This window comes from Gordonia sp. 'Campus', assembly GCF_022206305.1.
Classification (GTDB): Bacteria; Actinomycetota; Actinomycetes; order Mycobacteriales; family Mycobacteriaceae; genus Gordonia.
Genome location: NZ_JAKOIW010000013.1, coordinates 115,300 through 133,840, shown reverse-complemented (window position 1 = coordinate 133,840; position 18,541 = coordinate 115,300). Strand labels below are relative to the sequence as shown.

Below are 18,541 nucleotides of genomic sequence, written 5' to 3'. Positions count from 1 at the left end.
TTCGGTGATGGCTGCCGCAGTGGTCGGGTTGCGCCCTCATAGTTGGAACCGTGGGTACTTGCGATCGACGCAAAGAAGAATTCTTCGATTCGGAGTCGGCCCGGTGCGACAGCGATCGACCACGGGTGCGACCCGCCACATGACGTCGACAGAGCCATGCACCGGACAATGACGGGATGCGCTCCAAATGAATGGTTTTCCTGCAGCGGGTCAATCGCATGGGTCACCGCCGCGCGGCGCACCAGGTTTGCCGAAGTATCGGTAGAGCGGGTCCCTGCTCTACGGGCGAGTCTCCACGAACGCACCCGCATCTCGGTGCAGACCATACCCGCCCGCCCAGGTGTTGCTATCGACGCAACCCCGGCGAAACAAACCCATTAGCCCTACGAGTATCGCGGACCGAACTGCCGGTCACCGGCGTCACCGAGTCCGGGGACGATGTAGTTGACGTCGTTGAGGCCCTCGTCCACGGCGGCCACCACGAGGCGGCACGGGTGGCCTGAATTCTCCAGAGCAGCAACACCTTCCGGTGCCGCGACAACGCACACCGCGGTGATGTCGGTGGCGTTGCGGGCGACGAGCAGCTCGATGGTGTGCAGCATCGACCCGCCTGTTGCGAGCATGGGGTCGAGAACGAACACCGGCCTCCCCGCCAGGTCCTCGGGCAGCGACTCGAGATATGGCACCGGCTGTGCGGTCTCCTCGTCGCGTGCGAGACCGACGAATCCGACGTGTGCCTCCGGGACCATCGCGTGAGCCTGCTCCACCATGCCGAGTCCGGCGCGCAACACCGGCACCAGCAGCGGCGGGGCCGCCAGCCGCGACCCGGTGTGGGAGGTCAACGGGGTGTTGATCACGACGTCGGCGCGCGGAGCGTCCGCGAGGGCCTCGTAGATCAGCATCTGCGTGAGGTCCGACAAGGCGCCCCGGAACCCGGCGTTGTCGGTGTTCTCGTTCCGCATGGTGGTCAGCCGCGCGGCCGCGAGGGGATGGTCGACGATCAGGCAATCCATGGCGACCACCCTATTTCCTGGACGGGACGCGCGTGCGGCTTGGTCATCCCCCCGTCTCACTCCGCGCCCGGACGAGCACCTGCGGACAGGACGACGACTCCGTGAGCACGAGCGCCTTCCGACAAAACGATGGAACCCGTCGGCGTCGCGCAGCGTCTGAAACCCATGAGCCCGTTCCCCTCACCCGCCGCATCCCCCGCACCGGGGCCGGACCATCCGGCACCTCTTCGTCTCCGCACCGATCCCGTGGCCCTGCAAACCTTCGCCGATACGCATCGGGACAACGCGGCCCTCCTCGAGGGCCGGCGCAGCGACGAGTCGAACGATCTGGTCGAGTTGGCTGTCACCTTCGGCCTGATCGGCGCCGAGTTCCTCGCCGCCGTCGCCGAATTCCTCCAGGCTCACCGACGCACCACCGACGCCATCGCGGCGCGTTCTGGTCAGATCTCGGCGGCCACCCGATCCGCCGATGCCGCCTACGTCGACTGCGACTGCGCAGCGGCCGACCGGGAGCTGACCCTGTGATCGGCGTCGAGCTCCTCATCGAACCGCTGCGCAGGCTCGTCGATGCGCTCGGTACCGGCGTGCTGACGCCCGGGAATCCCGCCGAGACCCTTCGCATCGCCGCCGGCACCGTGGAGTCCGCACGTCGTCGCTCCGTCTCGGCCACCGATACGGTCCTCACCACCTGGGAGGGCGCCGGCGGGGCCGGCGCCGGCGATGCGGCCGGGGCGCTGCACCAGACCATGACCGGGCTCGCCGAGAGCGCCGACGACTTCGCCCGTCTCGTCGACGGAGCGAGCCGCACGGTCCTTGCCGCAGCGGTGCATCTCGACGAGCTCGTGGACTCCTTCGACCGTTCCGCCCGCGCGCTGGCGGGCGGTCCGATCACGCCGGCGGGCCTCCTGGCGATCCTCCCCGTGGCGATCGATCACATCGGGCGGGGAATCGCGACCGTGAGCCGGGCGCGGGCAGACCTCCGGTCGGACACCGAGGCGATGACCGCGTTGGCCCGACACACCGCGCCTGCCGAGGTGACGGTCGCCGACCCGGCGAGCGGACTGTCCACCACCCCCGTCCGCGGTGGTGTCCCCGTCACGCTCCCGGACGGTTCGGTGGCCTACGCACCCGACCAACGGGCCGCCACCGCGGTACGTGCGGCGTTGAGCCAGCGCGGAGTCCCCTACGTGTGGGGTGGCACCACACCGGACGGGTTCGATTGCAGCGGTCTGACCCAATGGGCCTACCGACAGGCCGGCCTCGATCTCCCGCGCCTGGCCCAAGAGCAGGACACCGCAGGCATCCAGGTGTCGCGGGCCCAGCTGCAACCGGGCGATCTCGCGGTGTGGTCCGGGCACGTCGCCATGTACATCGGAAACGACCAGATGGTGGAAGCCGGTGACCCGGTGAGTGTTTCGCCGGTACGGACGTCGAACCTCGACCAGACCTTCGAGGGCTTCTTCCGCCCGCGATGACAGCCGTACCCGCAACCGTCGTCGTCGATGTCGCGGGCGTTCATCCATTCGTCGTCCGCAGACCACCGGGAGTCTGTGGGGTCACTACTGGAATCGGCGTCGACAATCGCTAGGCTGTGTCCCCATGGCCGGAGACATCGTCCCGATTGAGCTCGGACTCACCGACGGAAACAGCTTCACACTGTGGGCACCTCGCTGGCGCGAGGGTGACGACGAGTGGGAGGCCTTCCTCGGACTCGACGAGGATCTCTACGTGCTGCCCGGTGTCGCCGAGCTCGCCGCGTTCATCCGCAACAGCGACGACAACGATCTCGTCGAGCACCCGGCGTGGTCCACGGTCGTCGGTCTCCAGGCCGACGAACTCGTGCCCGACGAACGCCACAGCTACGACCTCGTCGGCGTACCCGAACTGGCCGCCGAGGACCCCACCCCGGAAGTCATCGCCGAACTCGAGGACGCGCTCGAGATCGTGCGCATCCTCGGGGAGGTCTGCGAGCTGACCCCGGTCACCAAGTTCTTCAACGGCAACCCCATCGTCGGCGCCGTCACGACCGGAACCCGCAACTTCGACGGCCGCGAGGGCGCCGATCTGTGGGTGCGCATCGGACGCCTCATCGCCAAGCACTGGGACGATGTGCTCGATGCCATCGACGGGGTCATCTCCACTCCGAAGGTCGACGCCAAGGCCGTCGAGACCGCCGAAGCCGAACTGGAGGCCGCCGCTTCCGCCGAGGACGAAGACGAACCGACCGATGACGACATCGAGATCGTCGGCGCGGACGATTCCGCCGACGACACGGATGACGACGACACGGACGTCGACGAAGACGACGTGGACGAAGACGACGTGGACGACGAGGACGCGGATGACTACGACGACGACGATTTCTGGGCGGCCGTCGGCATCGACCCCATCCGGATCGTCACCAGCGCGGGCGAGTACCTGACGCTGCGCTGCTACCTCGGCGACGACCCGGTCTTCCTCGGCGACAAGGGGAAGATCTTCGTGTTCTCCTCCGCACGCGCGTTGTCGCGGTTCCTCGCCGACGACAACGCCCACGATCTCGCGGATCTGTCGACGTTCGAACAGGTCCGCACCGAGGCCACCGACGGCTCACTCGAGTTCGACGTCATCGACGACAACGTCTACGTCCTGCCCGGCCTCGCCGACGACATCATCGACGGACCCCGACGGATGGACCGTGACCAGCTCGACCTCGCCGTCGAACTGTTCACCGACGCCGCCGACTACGCCGGCGACGACACCGTGAACGAGGCCCTCGGCACGACGACGCCGCTGGGATGGTTCGTGGACTACACGGTGAACCCCGACCCCAAGCGCATGGCCCCCAGCGGTCCGTTCGAGAACGAGGCCGAGGCGTGGCGGGCGCTCGAGCACGACTTCGAGGCCCGACTCACCAAGAAGGGCTGACGGCCCGAGCCGGCGCCGAACCGTCAGCCCAGCAGCACCGCGTATCCGGGCTTGATGACGTCGTCGATGAACGCGAGGCGTTCGTCGAAGTGGATGAACGCCGACTTCATGGCATTGACGGTGAAGCGCTCGAAGTCGGCCCAGCCGTAGCCGAACTGCTCGGCGAGCAATCCGAACTCCTTGCTCATCGTGGTGTCGGACATGAGCCGGTTGTCGGTGTTCACCGTCACGCGGAACCGCAGCCGCGCGAGCACGTTGAAGGGATGCTCGGCGAGCGAGGCGACCGCCCCCGTCTGGACATTCGAGCTGGGGCACAACTCGAGCGGAATCCGCTTGTCGCGCACCACGTTCGCGATCTGGCCCAGTCGTGCGCCGGCGAAGGAGTGTGCCGCGAGATCGACGCCCGCGGGCAACTCGATGTCGTCGAAGACGCGGACGCCGTGCCCCAGGCGATCAGTCCCGCAGAAGCCGATCGCCTCATGGATCGACGGCAGGCCGAACGCCTCGCCCGCGTGGATCGTGAACGGCGCGCTGTTGGCACGCATGTACTCGAAGGCGTCGAGATGGCGGGTCGGCGGGTGCCCGGCCTCCGCACCGGCGATGTCGAATCCGACGACGCCGCGGTCGCGGTACCGCACGGCGAGTTCGGCGATCTCGCGTGACCGGGCCGCGTGGCGCATGGCGGTCACGAGGCATCGCACCGTGATGTTCTTGCCCCGGGCGGCCGCTTCTGCCTCGCCGTCGGCGAAGCCGCGCAACACCGCCTGCACCACCTCGTCGAGGTCCAGCCCTCCTTCGAGATGCTGTTCGGGGGCATACCGGACCTCGGCGTAGACGACACCGTCATCGGCGAGGTCGGCCACGCACTCCCGCGCGACGCGTTCGAGCGCGGGCGCCGTCTGCATCACCGCCACGGTGTGGGAGAAGGTCTCCAGGTACCGCTCGAGGGACCCACTGTCAGCAGCTTCGCGAAACCACTGCGCGAGGGTGGCGGCGTCGTCGATCGGGTGACCGTCGGCGTCGGTGGGCAGCCCGTCATAGCCGACCTCCCGGGCCAGCTCGAGGACAGTCGCGGGCCGCAACCCGCCGTCGAGGTGATCGTGCAGTAGGACCTTGGGTGCGAGGGAGATGTTCGCCGGCGTCAGCGTCGTCATGGTGTGAACCTAACGTGATCGACGATCAGGGGGCGGCTGTGCGCGCCGACATCGCCGGCCGGATCGTCGATCGTCACCGCAGCGTCGAGGCATGCCCGTGCCCCTGCCAGCCGGGATTCGTCCCGCGTGTGCAAGGTGAAGAGCGGTTGACCGGCGCGCACCCGGTCGCCGGGCTTGGCATGGATGATCACACCGGCCTCCGCGGCGACGGCCTCCCCCGGCTTCGAGCGCCCACCGCCGAGCCGCCAGGCGGCGTCGCCGACCGATCGTGCGTCCATACCGGTGACGACGCCGTCGCGGTCGGCCGACACGTCGTCGCGATGCCGGGCGACCGGCAGCGGGGCGTCCGGATCGCCGCCCTGCGCCGCGATCATCGACCGCCACGAGTCCATCGCCCGACCGTCGGCGAGGTGGCTGGCGGGATCGGTGTCGGGCAGCCCCGCGGCGTCGAGCATCTCGCGCGCCAACGCCAAGGTCAGTTCGACGACGTCAGAGGGCCCACCGCCGGCGAGGACCTCCACCGATTCCGCGACCTCGACCGCGTTCCCGACCGCCCGTCCGAGCGGCGTGCTCATGTCGGTGATGACCGCGCGTGTGTCCACTCCCGCGTCGTGGCCGAGTTCGACCATGGTCGAGGCGAGTTCGCGGGCGTCGTCCTCGTCGGGGAGGAAGGCACCCGATCCGGTCTTCACGTCCAACACCAGCGCGCCGGTGCCCTCGGCGATCTTCTTGCTCATGATCGACGAGGCCAGCAGCGGGATGGATTCGACGGTGCCGGTGACGTCACGCAAGGCGTACAGCTTGCGGTCGGCCGGCGCGAGATCCGCGCCGGCGGCACAGATGACCGCCCCCACCCGCTCGAGTTGGGCGATCATGTCGTCAATGCCGACCTCGGCCCGCCACCCCGGAATGGATTCGAGCTTGTCGAGTGTGCCGCCTGTGTGACCGAGCCCCCGGCCCGACAGTTGCGGGACGGCGACGCCGAAGGACGCGACGAGCGGGGTGAGTGGGAGCGTGATCTTGTCGCCCACGCCGCCGGTCGAGTGTTTGTCCACCGTCACCAGGGGCCGTCCGTCGCGGCGCAACCCGGAGAGGTCCATCCGGCGCCCGCTGTCGATCATGGCGTGGGTCCAGGAGGCGATCTCCTGCCTGTTCATACCGCGCAGGTATATCGCCATCAACAACGCCGACATCTGTTCGGGCGCCACCTCGCCATGGGTGTAACCGTCGACCATCCAGGCGATCTGCGCGTCACCGAGCGCCTGGCCGCCGCGCTTGGTCGCGATCACCGACACGGCATGGATGGCGTCGTCGACCGTGCCGGTCATGCGCGGACCGCGGCCAGGTCGTCGGGACCGAACGCATCGGGCAGCAACGAACCCAGTGTCCGGGGACCGTCGGGGTGATCGATGAGCAACTCGCGTCCGCCGAACTCCAGGAGCACCTGACGGCACCGGCCGCACGGCATCAGCGCCGCGCCGCGGGCGTCACAGACGCTGACCGCACGCAGCGTCCGGTTGCCGCCGCTCACCAGCTGCGCGACCAGCGAGACCTCGGCGCAGACGCCCAGACCGTATGAGACATTTTCCACATTGCACCCGGCGACAACATGCCCTTCGGCGGTGAGGCCGGCCGCCCCGACCGGATACCCGGAGTACGGGGCGTATGCATGCCCGATGACACTTCTCGCTTTGTCCCGCAACATATTCCACTCGATTTCGGCAACCACGTAGATCTCCTGTCGCACGGCGTAACCGGCCGTTCATCGGAACTTCATCACCGCAAAGCTTGGGTAAGGCAAACCTAACTCGTAATGTCTTGTCGCCCAGATCGGTTCGGGCAATTTACCACCGCTGTCAGCATGGGTTTAGAGTCTCTTTCTATGGGTCCATGGTCGAGTCGGAGCATGCCGATTCGATGCGTCCATCGACGATGTTGGAGGCCAGTTTCCCGATGAGCACCTCAATGGAAGTCGCACCCGACCCGGTGCGCAGACGTTCCCTGTATCGCGGCGATCCCGGCATGTGGTCGTGGGTCCTCCACCGCATCACGGGCGTCACCATCTTCTTCTTCCTGTTCGTGCACGTGCTGGACACCGCGGTCATCCGCGTCGACCCCAACCAGTACGACGCGATCATCGAGACCTACAAGACGCCACTCATCGGTCTCATGGAGATCGCCCTGGTCGCATGCGTCCTGTTCCACGCCTTCAACGGCGTGCGCCTGATCCTCGTGGACTTCTGGTCCAAGGGTCCCAAGTACCAGCGGCAGATGCTGTGGGTGGCCATGACCTTGTTCGTCATCGCTTTCGGTGCCGGCGCGGTCCGCCTGCTGCAGATCATGTTCAGCCACCTGTAGGAGACACCAGAGATGACCACCTCGGAAGCCACCGGTGTCGCCAAGACCCTCGGTACGCAACACGACCGTCCCGCGAGCCTGGACAACCCGCGCTCGCCCCGTAAGCCCAAGGGCGGGAACTTCGAGAAGAACGCGTGGCTGTTCATGCGCTTCTCGGGCCTGCTGCTCGTCGTCCTGACGATCGGCCACATGTTCATCATGCTGGCCTGGGACGGCGGCGTGCACCGCATCGACGCCTCGTTCGTCGCCGCGCGGTGGAGTTCGCCCTTCTGGCAGATCTGGGATCTGACCATGCTGTGGCTCGCCCAGCTGCACGGCGGCAACGGCGTGCGCACCGTGATCGCCGATTACTCCCGCAAGGACTCGACCCGTTTCTGGCTGAACGTTCTGCTCGCCGTGTCGATGATCCTCGTCCTCACGATGGGCACCTACGCCCTCCTCACCTTCGACGTCAACAGCGTCGGCTAAAGGAGACCCAGAACATGCAGGAACACCGCTACGACGTCGTCATCGTGGGCGCCGGCGGCGCAGGCATGCGCGCGGCGATCGAATCCGCCCCGCGCGCCCGCACCGCGGTACTGACCAAGCTCTACCCCACCCGCAGCCACACCGGCGCGGCCCAGGGCGGCATGTGCGCCGCACTGGCCAACGTCGAGGAAGACAACTGGGAGTGGCACACGTTCGACACCGTCAAGGGTGGTGACTACCTGGCCGATCAGGACGCCGTCGAGATCATGGCCAAGGAGGCCATCGACGCGGTCCTCGATCTGGAGAAGATGGGCCTGCCGTTCAACCGGACACCCGAGGGCAAGATCGACCAGCGCCGCTTCGGCGGGCACACCCGCGATCACGGCAAGTCCCCGGTGCGTCGCGCCTGCTACGCCGCCGACCGTACCGGCCACATGATCCTGCAGACGCTGTACCAGAACTGCGTCAAGCACGACGTCGAGTTCTTCAACGAGTTCTACGCTCTCGACATCTGCCTCACCGAGAACGAGAAGGGCGAGCAGGTCGCCACCGGCGTCGTCGCCTACGAGCTCGCGACCGGCGAGATCCACGTCTTCCACGCCAAGTCGATCGTCTTCGCCACCGGCGGCTCGGGCCGCATGTACAAGACCACGTCGAACGCCCACACGCTGACCGGCGACGGCATGGGAATCGTCTTCCGCAAGGGTCTGCCGCTGGAGGACATGGAGTTCCACCAGTTCCATCCGACCGGCCTCGCCGGCCTGGGCATCCTGATCTCCGAAGCCGTTCGCGGCGAGGGCGGCATCCTGCGCAACGCCGACGGCGAACGCTTCATGGAGCGCTACGCCCCCACCATCAAGGACCTCGCGCCCCGTGACATCGTCGCGCGTTCGATGGTCCTCGAGGTGCTCGAGGGCCGCGGCGCCGGACCCAACAAGGACTACGTCTACATCGACGTGACCCACCTGGGCGAGGACGTCCTCAACGAGAAGCTCCCGGACATCACCGAGTTCGCCCGCACCTATCTCGGCGTCGACCCCGTCACCGAGTACGTACCGGTGTTCCCCACGTGCCACTACGTGATGGGCGGCATCCCGACCAACATCAACGGCCAGGTGCTGCGCAACAACGACGAGGTCGTCCACGGGCTGTACGCCGCGGGCGAGTGCGCCTGCGTGTCGGTCCACGGCGCGAACCGCCTCGGCACGAACTCGCTGCTGGACATCAACGTGTTCGGTCGGCGCGCGGGCATCGCCGCCGCCGACTACGCCAACTCCGCGGAGTTCACCGAACTCCCGGAGGCGCCGACCGAGATGGTCGACTCCTGGCTCGAGCTGTTACTCAGCGAACACGGGCACGAGCGGGTCGCCGACATCCGTACCGAACTGCAGGCCTCGATGGACGCCAACGCGTCGGTTTTCCGCACCGAGGAGACCCTCAAGCAGGCGCTCACCGACATCCACCGGTTCAAGGAGCGCTACGCCCACATCAAGGTCCACGACAAGGGCAAGCGCTTCAACAGCGACCTGCTCGAGGCCATCGAGCTCGGCTTCCTGTTGGAGATGGCCGAGGTGACCGTGGTCGGCGCACTCAACCGCAAGGAATCGCGCGGCGGTCACGCGCGCGAGGACTACCCCGACCGCGACGACGTGAACTACATGCGCCACACCATGGCGTACAAGAAGGGCGACGACCTTCTCTCGGACATCGAGCTGGACTACAAGCCCGTGGTGCAGACCCGCTACGAACCGATGGAGCGTAAGTACTGATGACATCTGTTCTGGACAAGCCCGCACCGTCCTCCGACGAGCCGCCGTTGCCACCGGTGCCCGACGAGGCCACCATGGTGACGCTCAAGATCTTCCGCTTCAATCCGGAGAACCCGGATGCACAGGGGTTCGAGAGCTTCCGCGTCCCGGCCCTGCCCACGGACCGCCTGCTCAACCTCCTGCTGTACGTGAAGGGCTACCTCGACGGCACGCTCACCTTCCGTCGCAGCTGCGCGCACGGCGTCTGCGGCTCCGACGCAATGCGTATCAACGGCGTCAACCGCCTCGCGTGCAAGCTCCTCATGAAGGACATGCTCCCCAAGGACAAGTCCAAGGAGATCACCATCACCGTCGAGCCCATCCGCGGCCTGCCGGTGGAGAAGGATCTCGTCGTCGACATGGAACCGTTCTTCGACGCGTACCGCGCCATCAAGCCGTTCCTGATCACCTCCGGTAACGAGCCGACCCGCGAGCGGATCCAGAGCCAGACCGACCGCGCACGCTTCGACGACACCACCAAGTGCATCCTCTGTGCCTGCTGCACGACGAGCTGCCCGGTGTTCTGGACGGAGGGCTCGTACTTCGGCCCGGCCGCCATCGTCAACGCGCATCGCTTCATCTTCGACAGCCGCGACGAAGGTGCCGTCGAGCGTCTCGACATCCTCAACGACGTCGACGGTGTGTGGCGCTGCCGCACCACCTTCAACTGCACCGACGCGTGCCCCCGTGGCATCCAGGTGACACAGGCGATCTCCGAGGTCAAGCGCGCACTGATGTTCTCGCGCTGACCGATTGGTTCTTTTCTCTGCAGCCCGGCACCGGCCCGCACCCTCAGGGGTGCGGGCCGGTGTCGTCGGTCGGGGTGGAGGTGGTTCCCGCCGAGGTCGCAGTGGTGCGGAGGACGCCGGCGACGATCGAGTCCGCGCTTCGCGCCTCCTCGTCCGGTTCGGCGGGCCAGAGCAGCATGGCGAGCACCGAGCGGATGATGAATCGCGCATCCGCCGGGTCGTCGGGATCGACGCCGACCAGGTCGGCGGCCACCGCGTGCACCGCGGGCGACGAGAGGACCGTCGGCGTCGCGTCGATCAGGTTGTCCGGCCGGAGGAACTGCCGGATGACGCGGTCCCCGCGTAGGGCCCGCAGGGTCTCGATGATCGCCGTCCGGGCACGTTCGGGTCCGGTGAGATCGGCGATCGACGTTCGGATGGCAGCCAGCACCGGCGACGAGGTCGTGGCCAGCACGGACTCGATCAACGCGGCCCGCCCGCCGGCATGCCGGTAGATCGTCGCCCTCGAACAGTGCGCCCGGCGCCCGAGCTCGTCGAGATCGAACGCGTCGAGTCCGCGCCGGGCGATGAGAGCCGCGGCGTGCGCGACGAGTCGCTCGCGGGCGGCGTCCCGCCGTTCACCGCCGACCAACCAGTCCTGGGCCACGAACTCTCCATTCTCAGCGTGAGACGGTGTGCGCTCGACCGGCGCCCGACAACCCCTGGTCACGACGTTACGTTGAGACGCGCTGGCGCAACTGGCGTTTCGGCGAGTCTCTCCTTCTCGGAATCGCGTGCCACCACGCCCGACGTCATCGACCCTGGGGTCATGCACCACACCGACGACCCCACGACCTTCTACGCACGGCTCCATCAGGACGCGCCCATCCAGCAGATCGGCGAGTCCTCGTTCTATGCAGTCGGCTCCTGGGACCTCATCGCCGAGGCGGTGAGCCGTCCGGACGACTTCTCGTCGAACCTGACCGCCACGATGGTCTGGCACGACGACGGCACGGTTTCGGAGTTCCCGGTCGCCGGCCTCGGCGACGCCATGCACGTCCTGGCGACCGCCGACGGGCCACGCCATCGCGACCACCGGACCCTCGTCATGCCATCGGTCTCCCCCGCACGAATCCGCGCCCTCGAACCCCAGGTCCGCCGGCTGGTCGCCGATGCGTGGCGCAGCGGGCTGCACGACGGCCGGATCGACTGGGTGGCGGCCATCGCGGGACGCATCCCGATGGCGGTGGTCACCGAGTTGCTCGGGCTGCGCACCGATGCGCTCGACGACTTGACCAGGTGGGCGGTCGCGACCAATGTGCTGATCGACGGCGTCATCACCCCTGCGCAACTGGCGACGGCGACCGCCGCGGTGGCCGAACTGACCGCCCACCTCTCCCACGCGTTGACCGAGAGGATGGCCGGCGGCGGGAACGGGAGCGACAACTCGACCGCCCTGAGCCAGATCGCTGATCGCGTCACCGAGGGACGGCTCGATCACGACGAGGCCGTGATGATCCTCTTCCAGCTCGTCGCGGCCGGAGCCGAGTCGACGACCACCCTGCTGAGCAGCGCGGTCTGGTTACTCAGCAGGCATCCGGACACGGAAGCGGAGTTGCGTCGCGAACCCGCACTCATCCCGGTGTTCGTCGAGGAGGCGCTCCGACTCGAGACGCCGTTCCGCGGACACTTCCGCCACGTGGTGTCCGACACCACGCTGGGAGGCACCGCGTTACCCGCCGGCGCGCACGTGTTCCTCATGTGGGGGGCGGGAAATCGCGATCCCGCGCGCTTCGACGACCCCGCGATCATCGACCTCGATCCCGCGGCCCGACGATCCCATCTCGCGTTCGGCAAGGGACTGCACCTGTGCGTGGGGGCGGCACTGGCCCGGTTGCAGGCACGCATCGCCATCGAACACCTGCTGGCCGAGACGCCCGCCGTCCGGCTGGACGCCGACGGATCACGCTGGGAAGAAGGTGTTCTGGCGCGCAAGCTCGCCACGCTTCCGGTCATCGTGGGTGATGTCTGACGAGGGAACCAGAACACGACCCGGTGCGTCCTAGAGTGCGCCACCGACCTCGCCCCGTCTGGCGAGTCGGCACACTCGAACGGAGTCCCGCCATGATCCGCATCCTCCTCCTGCGCCTTCTGCTCACCTGCACGATGAGCGCAAGCCTGGCGTTCGCGGTGTTCTCCCCCGCGCTCGCGGCACCCGGCGACCCACCAACCGCATCGCGGGTCACGGTCACACTGACCTCGGACCGGCAACACAACGGCGCGGCGGCCTGGTACGACGCCGACGGCCGGCTGCGCACCCAGGCAGAAGTCCCGTTGACGCAACGGGATTCGTCATCGGGACGGTGGTCGTCATCGTTGGTCTTCGTCCGCCCCTCCCCCGACACACCGGTCGTCGCATTGTTCCAGTCGGCGGGTCGCTTCGCGCGGTGCGAGATCTGGATCGACGACCAGCGCGTCGCCGAGCACACCGCGCATGGTGAGCTCGCGACCAGCTCGTGCCGAGCAGGGGAGACGAATACGCACGGAGATCGTAGGGTTGGCGGATGACGCAGAACCCGGTGCGCGTGCTCGAGATCCGGCATGCCGAATCCGAACCGCCCGGCGCATACGGCCCAGCCCTCGACGAGATCGCCGATGTGACGACGCTTCGTATCTGGCGCGAACCGGTCCCGGCGGACCTCGGCGACGTCGACGCGATCATCGTCCTCGGCGGCGCCATGGGCGTCGACGACGCCGAGAGGATCCCGTGGATCAGCGAGGAGATCGCCCTGCTGAAGCGGGCCGTCGAAGCCGGAATCCCCGTGTGGGGCGTGTGCCTCGGCGCGCAGATGCTGACGAAGGCCCTCGGCGGTGAGGTGTACACCGGACCATCCCCCGAACTCGGGGTGCATCCCGTGTCCTTCACCGACGCAGGCCTCGCCGACCCGGTCTGGGGGCCTGCGCTGGACGCAGCCGGACAGGGCCACGAGATGACCACGGTGCACTGGCATTTCGACACATGCCGACTCCCAGCCGGAGCCGAGTTGCTGGCATCGTCCGAGCAGTGCAACACCCAGCTGTACCGGAAGGACAACTGCTACGGGGTGCAATTCCACCTCGAGGCAGGTGCCGCCCTTGTGAGCGACTGGTTGTCACACCCCGAGTCGCGTGCAGACGTGGTCGAGGTCCTGGGTGAGACCGCGACCCGCCGGTTCGCCGACGACGCCGGAGCCGTCGAGGGTGCGACGGCGCCGCTGGCCCACGCCGTGATGGGCCGGTGGCTGGCCGAGGTCGTGGCCGCGGACCGCGACACGCGCTGACGTGCGCCACGTCGATGCCCCGGACGCCGCCGCACCCGCTGGTAACGTCCGCTCGGTGACCCCGAGGTGGACCCGTCGGACCCTGTGTGCGCTCGCAGCCGCCGTCACGTTCGGGACGATCGCCGGCGGGATACCGCCTGCCGCGGCGGTGCCGCCGCCGGCCGCCCCTCCTCCCCCCGCCGTCACCACACCCGTGACCGACCACTGCCCGCACAAGATCTCGACGCCGCCCGCCGTCGACGAATCCGAGGTCGTCGCACCGGGTTCGACCACACCGACTCCGCTTCCGGTGCCGACGCCGGCCGTCGGTGGTGAGGATCTCGCGTACTGCGGGGTCGTCGCCGATCCTGCCGCGGGGCCCGTTCCGCCCGGCCTGACCTCGGCCGGCTGGTTGATCGCCGACCTCGGGTCGGGACAGATCATCGCGGCCAAGGATCCGCATGGCCGCTACCGGCCGGCGTCGACGATCAAGGTGCTCCTCGCCCTCGTCGTCCTCGACGAACTCGATCTCGCCGCGTCCGTTGTGCCGACTCCGGACGACTGGGGCGCCGAGGGCGATTCCTGCGGTATGGGCCCGGGCGGCAACTACACCGTCCGCGACCTGCTCACCGGGCTGCTCCTGGTCTCGGGTAACGACTGCGCCAACGCGCTCGCCCGAGAACTGGGCGGCGTCGACGCCACCTTGACGAAGATGAACGCGCGCGCGGTCGCACTCGGTGCCGCCGACACCCGCGCCGCGAGTCCCTCCGGTCTCGATGCGGCCGGGATGTCCTCGTCGCCCTACGATCTCGCGCTCGTGTTCCGGGCGGCGATGGCCGAACCGGTCTTCCGAGAGCTCATCGCCACACCGACGTTCCGCTTCCCGGGCTATCCCCGACGACCGGACGTCCCCGGGGACAAGGACCATCCCGCCTACGACATGTACACGAGCAACCGGCTTCTGCTCGACGGCTACCCGGGCGCGCTCGGCGGGAAGACCGGCTACACCGACGACGCGCGCAAGACGTTCGTGGGTGCCGTCGAACGGAACGGACGCAGCCTGGTCATCGTGCAGATGTTCGGCCTGTCGGTCGACGGCGACCTCTATTGGGACCAGGCGAAGGCCCTGTTCGACTACGGGTTCCGCGCCGACCCCGCGATCTCGGTCGGCCGCCTCGTCGATTCGGGGCCGGGTTCGGCTGAGTCGCGTTCGTCAGGGTCGCGTTCGTCGGGGTCGTCGGCTGTGCGGCCACCCGCGTCGACCGGTCCGCAACGCGCGGCGCCACACTCCGACACCGCGTCGCCTGCGTCGGTTCGCGTCCTCATCGGCCTGGTCGCGGCGCTCCTCGTGGTCGCGCTCCTGCTGCTCGGACTCCGCTTCTCGCGGCGACGCTGAACCGAGCAGATCACCGCCGGCGGAGGAACCCCACGAGCGCTGCTGCCGCGGCCCCCGCACCGGCGGCAGCGGCGAGAGCACCCGCGCGCGGTGCCGGATTGACCTCGACCGTCGGCGAGATGACGACCGGCCGGTGCAGTTCCGCGTCGGGCTCCTCCACCACCTGGTACTCGGTGTTGATGGAGTCGGTCGCACACCACGCGGTCGCGTACAAGACGATCCGGGAAGCCAGGTAGGCGAACACCATGACGCCGAGGATCGGCCCGAACGCCACGCCCGCCGGCGATCCCAGGACCGACCGGAGATACAGTCCGCCCAGCGATTTCATCAATTCGAAGGCGACCGCGATCACCAGTCCGGCCTTCATCGCATGGGTCATGGGCAGCGGCACCAGCGGAAGCCGCGCGAGGACAAAGGTGAACAGCAGCCAGCTCGCGAACACCGAGACCGCGATCGCCACCACTCGCACGACGATCGGCGCCCACGACGCATCCTCGAGGCCGACCCAGGACAGGACGGTCGTCGTCAGGCCGCTGTTGCCCAGGGCAGTGACCGCCATCGTCACCGCGAATGCGACGCCCAGCAGCGCGAAGGTGATCAGATCCCACACCTTCGACATCACCGGATTGCGCTCGACACGGCCGCCGTACATCTCGGTGAACGCCACGCGCACCCCGGAGATCCAGCCGATCCCTGTGAACGCCGCACCGACGAGGCCGACGAGGCCGACCGCTGCGCGCGATGCGATGGCCGAGTCGATGACCTCGCTGAGCTGTTCACCCGCCTTGCCCGGTGCCGCGTCGACGATGGCCTGTTGCAGATCGTCGAGCAGCTGAGGCTGACTCGCCAGGACGAAGGCGGCGATCGAGAAGACGACCATGATGATCGGGACGAGCGCGAGGATGCCGTTGAAGCTGATCGCCGCCGCATAGACGTTTCCGCGCCGGTCGTTGTAGCGTTCGACCGTCCGCACGAGATGGTCGACGGCGGGCCACTTCTCGCGCGCCGCGGCGAACGACGACTTGCCTGTGTCCACTGCCGACTTCGCCGAGTCGAGCGCCGAGCTCATGGGTCTCGCCTTCCTGATCGGGTCACGCCGGGGTCCGACGGGTCCCGGCTCACCTGCCGGGCGCCAGGAACCCCACCTTGTCATAGACGCGGGCCAGCGTCTCGGAGGCGACCGCACGCGCGCGAGCCGCTCCTCGCGCGAGGATGGCATCGAGTTCGGCCGGGTCGGACAGGTATTCGTCGACGCGACCGCGTAGCGGGGTGACGAACTCGGTGAGCACCTCGGCGGTGTCGAGCTTCAACTCGCCGTATCCCTTGCCCTCGTACTTGGCGACGAGATCATCGACGCCGACACCCGACAGCGCCGACTGGATGGTCAGCAGGTTGGAGACGCCGGGCTTCTCGGCCGTGTCGAAGCGGATCTCCGAACCGGTGTCGGTGACGGCCGACCGGATCTTCTTCGCGGAGCGCTTGGGATCGTCGAGGAGATTGATGAGGCCTTTGTCGGTGTCCGCGGACTTGCTCATCTTGGCGGTCGGGTTCTGCAGGTCGTAGATCTTGGCGAACTCTTCGACGATGTGGGCCTGCGGAACCTTCAACACCTTGCCGAAACGCGAGTTGAATCGCTGCGCGAGGTCGCGGGTCAGTTCCAGGTGCTGACGCTGGTCCTCCCCCACCGGCACCCGGTCGACCTGAAAGGCCAGGATGTCCGCCGCCATCAGAATCGGATAGGTGAACAGGCCCACCCCCGCGGCGTCGACCCCCTGCTTGGCCGACTTGTCCTTGAACTGGGTCATCCGGCTGGCCTCGCCGAATCCGGTGAGACACGACAGGACCCAGGTCAACTGTGCGATCTCGGGGATGTGGGACTGCACGTAGATGGTGGATCGATCGGGGTCCACACCGACGGCGAGCAACTGGGCGACGCTCAACCGGGTGCGCTGCGCCAGAACCGCCGGATCGAACGGCACCGTGAGGGCGTGCATGTCCGGGATGAAGTAGAAGGCCTCGAAGTCGTCCTGCAACGCCACCCACTGGCGGACCGCGCCGAGGTAGTTCCCGAGATGGAAGGAATCGCTGGTCGGCTGGATACCCGACAACACACGGGGACGTACGTGCACCGCCCCACCCGCCGGTCCGCCGCTGCGCTCTGCGTCGCTGGTCATGGCCTTCAGTTTGTCAGATCCGCTCACTCGTACCGCACGGTGACCGGCGCGTGGTCGGACCAGCGCAGATCGTAGGCGGCAGCGCGTGCGACCCCGCCTTTGACCGCCCGGGCGGCCAACGCCTTGTTGGTGAGTTGGTAGTCGATCCGCCACCCGGAGTCGTTGTCGAACGCCTTGCCGCGCCACGACCACCAGGAGTACGGGCCGGCCTCGTCCGGGAAGAGTTCCCGGACGACGTCCCGCCAGCCACCCGCCAGGAGATCGGCGACCCAGGCCCGCTCGTGCGGCAGGAAACCGGGACTCTTCAGGTTGCCCTTCCAGTTCTTGATGTCGGCCTCGGCGGGCGCGATGTTCCAGTCACCGCCGACAACGACGTGCCGGCGTCGACGCACCAGTCGGCCGAGGTGGGCACCGAACTCGTCCATGAAGCGGACCTTCTCGTCGTGCTTCGCGATGTCCTTCTCGGCATCGGAAAGCGCTGCGCCCTTGGGCAGATACAAGCTCGCCGCCGTCAGCGGTCCGAGGTCGGTGTCGAGATCGACTTCGAGGTAGCGACCGAGGTCGTCGAATTCGGTGCTGCCGAAGCCGATTCGCACCGCAGACGGGGCGGCCCTCGTCAGCACACCGACTCCCGCGTGACCCTTCACCGCCGACTCGGACATCGTGAGGTGCCAACCGGCATCGAGCGCCGGTGCCAGCGCCTCGCGCGCCAACTCTTCATCGGCCCGGACCTCCTGCAGCAGGACCACATCGAGTCCGGAGGCAGCGAGTTCGGACTCGAGCCACGGCAGGAGGCCGCGATTGGCCTCGGACCGATGTTTGACCGCTGCGCGGATTCCGTTGACGTTCACCGTGGAGATCGTGAGTGGCACGGGGCCACATCCTACGGACGCACTCCGACAGGTCCCGGCCCGAGGATCGCGTCGCACCCTGAGACGAAAAAGAGGTAAGGCAACCCTTGTGCGCAGCCTTGGACATATGTAAGCATTACCTAATCCAGGCACGAAGGTGAGTCCGAAGATGTTCGTTTGCATATGTCGCGCCGTCACGGTCGACGAAGTCCATCAGCATTGCGATGCGGGTGCGTACACCGTCGATGCGATCAGCGACCGTTGCGGCGCGGGCGAAGGCTGCGGGACCTGCCTGGACCAACTGCACTCCATCCTGAACGAAAGGGCGTCAACCGCGACGACCGCTGCATGATCTGACCCCGACCTTCCGACCTCGCGCGAGGAC

Annotated in this window: 20 protein-coding genes; 12 read left to right on the top strand and 8 right to left on the bottom strand. The window is 67.8% G+C overall.

The window, feature by feature from the left end:
• Positions 1-383 precede the first annotated feature (383 nt).
• Entirely contained in the window at positions 384-1,013 is a 630-nt protein-coding gene (gene upp / locus MAY35_RS15245) for a uracil phosphoribosyltransferase (protein ID WP_238422138.1), read from the bottom strand.
• Positions 1,014-1,178: 165 nt separating this feature from the next.
• Between upp and MAY35_RS15240 the strand changes: the two genes are divergently transcribed.
• The 3 genes from MAY35_RS15240 to MAY35_RS15230 all read left to right on the top strand — a co-directional run bounded on the left by MAY35_RS15240 (position 1,179) and on the right by MAY35_RS15230 (position 3,920).
• On the top strand, positions 1,179-1,538 hold the full coding sequence (locus tag MAY35_RS15240) for a type VII secretion target (RefSeq protein WP_238422137.1): 360 nt from the start codon (positions 1,179-1,181) through the stop codon (positions 1,536-1,538).
• Positions 1,535-2,488, top strand: a complete 954-nt coding sequence (locus MAY35_RS15235) for a C40 family peptidase (RefSeq protein ID WP_238422136.1) — start codon at positions 1,535-1,537, stop codon at positions 2,486-2,488. Before MAY35_RS15240 ends, MAY35_RS15235 begins: the two co-directional genes overlap by 4 nt.
• A 124-nt stretch (positions 2,489-2,612) precedes the next feature.
• Entirely contained in the window at positions 2,613-3,920 is a 1,308-nt protein-coding gene (locus MAY35_RS15230) for a primosomal protein (RefSeq protein WP_238422135.1), read from the top strand.
• A gap of 23 nt (positions 3,921-3,943) precedes the next feature.
• On the opposite strand, the gene MAY35_RS15225 is transcribed toward MAY35_RS15230, so the two are convergent.
• Genes MAY35_RS15225 through MAY35_RS15215 form a run of 3 tightly spaced genes read right to left on the bottom strand, consistent with a single transcriptional unit; the run spans position 3,944 to position 6,803 of the window.
• Complete coding sequence (locus tag MAY35_RS15225; RefSeq protein ID WP_238422134.1) at positions 3,944-5,074, bottom strand: adenosine deaminase; 1,131 nt, start codon at positions 5,072-5,074, stop codon at positions 3,944-3,946.
• Positions 5,071-6,402, bottom strand: coding sequence for a thymidine phosphorylase (locus MAY35_RS15220; protein WP_238422133.1), 1,332 nt, complete (start codon positions 6,400-6,402; stop codon positions 5,071-5,073). Before MAY35_RS15220 ends, MAY35_RS15225 begins: the two co-directional genes overlap by 4 nt.
• On the bottom strand, positions 6,399-6,803 hold the full coding sequence (locus tag MAY35_RS15215; protein WP_238422132.1) for a cytidine deaminase: 405 nt from the start codon (positions 6,801-6,803) through the stop codon (positions 6,399-6,401). The genes MAY35_RS15220 and MAY35_RS15215 overlap by 4 nt, the downstream gene beginning before the upstream one ends.
• A gap of 224 nt (positions 6,804-7,027) precedes the next feature.
• Here MAY35_RS15215 and sdhC point away from each other — a divergent pair, with 224 nt between their 5' ends.
• The 4 genes from sdhC to MAY35_RS15195 are packed head-to-tail and all read left to right on the top strand — an operon-like array spanning position 7,028 to position 10,457.
• Positions 7,028-7,432, top strand: a complete 405-nt coding sequence (gene sdhC / locus MAY35_RS15210; RefSeq protein ID WP_238422131.1) for a succinate dehydrogenase, cytochrome b556 subunit — start codon at positions 7,028-7,030, stop codon at positions 7,430-7,432.
• A 12-nt stretch (positions 7,433-7,444) separates the two neighbouring features.
• Positions 7,445-7,900 (top strand): succinate dehydrogenase hydrophobic membrane anchor subunit, encoded by a 456-nt coding sequence (locus tag MAY35_RS15205; RefSeq protein ID WP_004021682.1) that lies wholly within the window; start codon positions 7,445-7,447, stop codon positions 7,898-7,900.
• 14 nt (positions 7,901-7,914) lie between these two features.
• Positions 7,915-9,669: a succinate dehydrogenase flavoprotein subunit gene (gene sdhA, locus MAY35_RS15200; RefSeq protein ID WP_238422130.1), complete on the top strand. Its 1,755-nt coding sequence runs from the start codon at positions 7,915-7,917 to the stop codon at positions 9,667-9,669.
• On the top strand, positions 9,669-10,457 hold the full coding sequence (locus MAY35_RS15195; protein ID WP_238422129.1) for a succinate dehydrogenase iron-sulfur subunit: 789 nt from the start codon (positions 9,669-9,671) through the stop codon (positions 10,455-10,457). The genes sdhA and MAY35_RS15195 overlap by 1 nt, the downstream gene beginning before the upstream one ends.
• Before the next feature lie 43 nt (positions 10,458-10,500).
• Here MAY35_RS15195 and MAY35_RS15190 read toward each other — a convergent pair whose 3' ends face one another.
• Positions 10,501-11,103, bottom strand: coding sequence for a TetR/AcrR family transcriptional regulator (locus MAY35_RS15190; protein ID WP_238422128.1), 603 nt, complete (start codon positions 11,101-11,103; stop codon positions 10,501-10,503).
• A 162-nt stretch (positions 11,104-11,265) separates the two neighbouring features.
• On the opposite strand from MAY35_RS15190, the gene MAY35_RS15185 reads away from it, so the two are divergent.
• From MAY35_RS15185 to MAY35_RS15170, 4 genes are all read left to right on the top strand, one after another.
• Positions 11,266-12,468 (top strand): cytochrome P450, encoded by a 1,203-nt coding sequence (locus MAY35_RS15185; RefSeq protein ID WP_238422127.1) that lies wholly within the window; start codon positions 11,266-11,268, stop codon positions 12,466-12,468.
• 92 nt (positions 12,469-12,560) lie between these two features.
• Complete coding sequence (locus MAY35_RS15180; protein ID WP_238422126.1) at positions 12,561-13,004, top strand: hypothetical protein; 444 nt, start codon at positions 12,561-12,563, stop codon at positions 13,002-13,004.
• Positions 13,001-13,756: a type 1 glutamine amidotransferase gene (locus MAY35_RS15175; RefSeq protein ID WP_238422125.1), complete on the top strand. Its 756-nt coding sequence runs from the start codon at positions 13,001-13,003 to the stop codon at positions 13,754-13,756. The genes MAY35_RS15180 and MAY35_RS15175 overlap by 4 nt, the downstream gene beginning before the upstream one ends.
• Positions 13,757-13,811: 55 nt before the next feature.
• Positions 13,812-15,131, top strand: a complete 1,320-nt coding sequence (locus MAY35_RS15170; protein WP_238422124.1) for a D-alanyl-D-alanine carboxypeptidase family protein — start codon at positions 13,812-13,814, stop codon at positions 15,129-15,131.
• A 10-nt stretch (positions 15,132-15,141) separates the two neighbouring features.
• On the opposite strand, the gene MAY35_RS15165 is transcribed toward MAY35_RS15170, so the two are convergent.
• The 3 genes from MAY35_RS15165 to MAY35_RS15155 are packed head-to-tail and all read right to left on the bottom strand — an operon-like array spanning position 15,142 to position 18,177.
• On the bottom strand, positions 15,142-16,200 hold the full coding sequence (locus MAY35_RS15165; protein WP_238422123.1) for a YhjD/YihY/BrkB family envelope integrity protein: 1,059 nt from the start codon (positions 16,198-16,200) through the stop codon (positions 15,142-15,144).
• Between the two features lie 49 nt (positions 16,201-16,249).
• Positions 16,250-17,305, bottom strand: coding sequence for a tryptophan--tRNA ligase (gene trpS, locus MAY35_RS15160; RefSeq protein ID WP_238422122.1), 1,056 nt, complete (start codon positions 17,303-17,305; stop codon positions 16,250-16,252).
• A gap of 23 nt (positions 17,306-17,328) precedes the next feature.
• Positions 17,329-18,177: an exodeoxyribonuclease III gene (locus MAY35_RS15155; protein ID WP_238422121.1), complete on the bottom strand. Its 849-nt coding sequence runs from the start codon at positions 18,175-18,177 to the stop codon at positions 17,329-17,331.
• A gap of 148 nt (positions 18,178-18,325) precedes the next feature.
• On the opposite strand from MAY35_RS15155, the gene MAY35_RS15150 reads away from it, so the two are divergent.
• A complete protein-coding gene (locus MAY35_RS15150) occupies positions 18,326-18,508 on the top strand; it encodes a bacterioferritin-associated ferredoxin (protein WP_238422162.1) in 183 nt (60 codons plus the stop codon).
• The last annotated feature ends 33 nt before the right edge of the window (positions 18,509-18,541 follow it).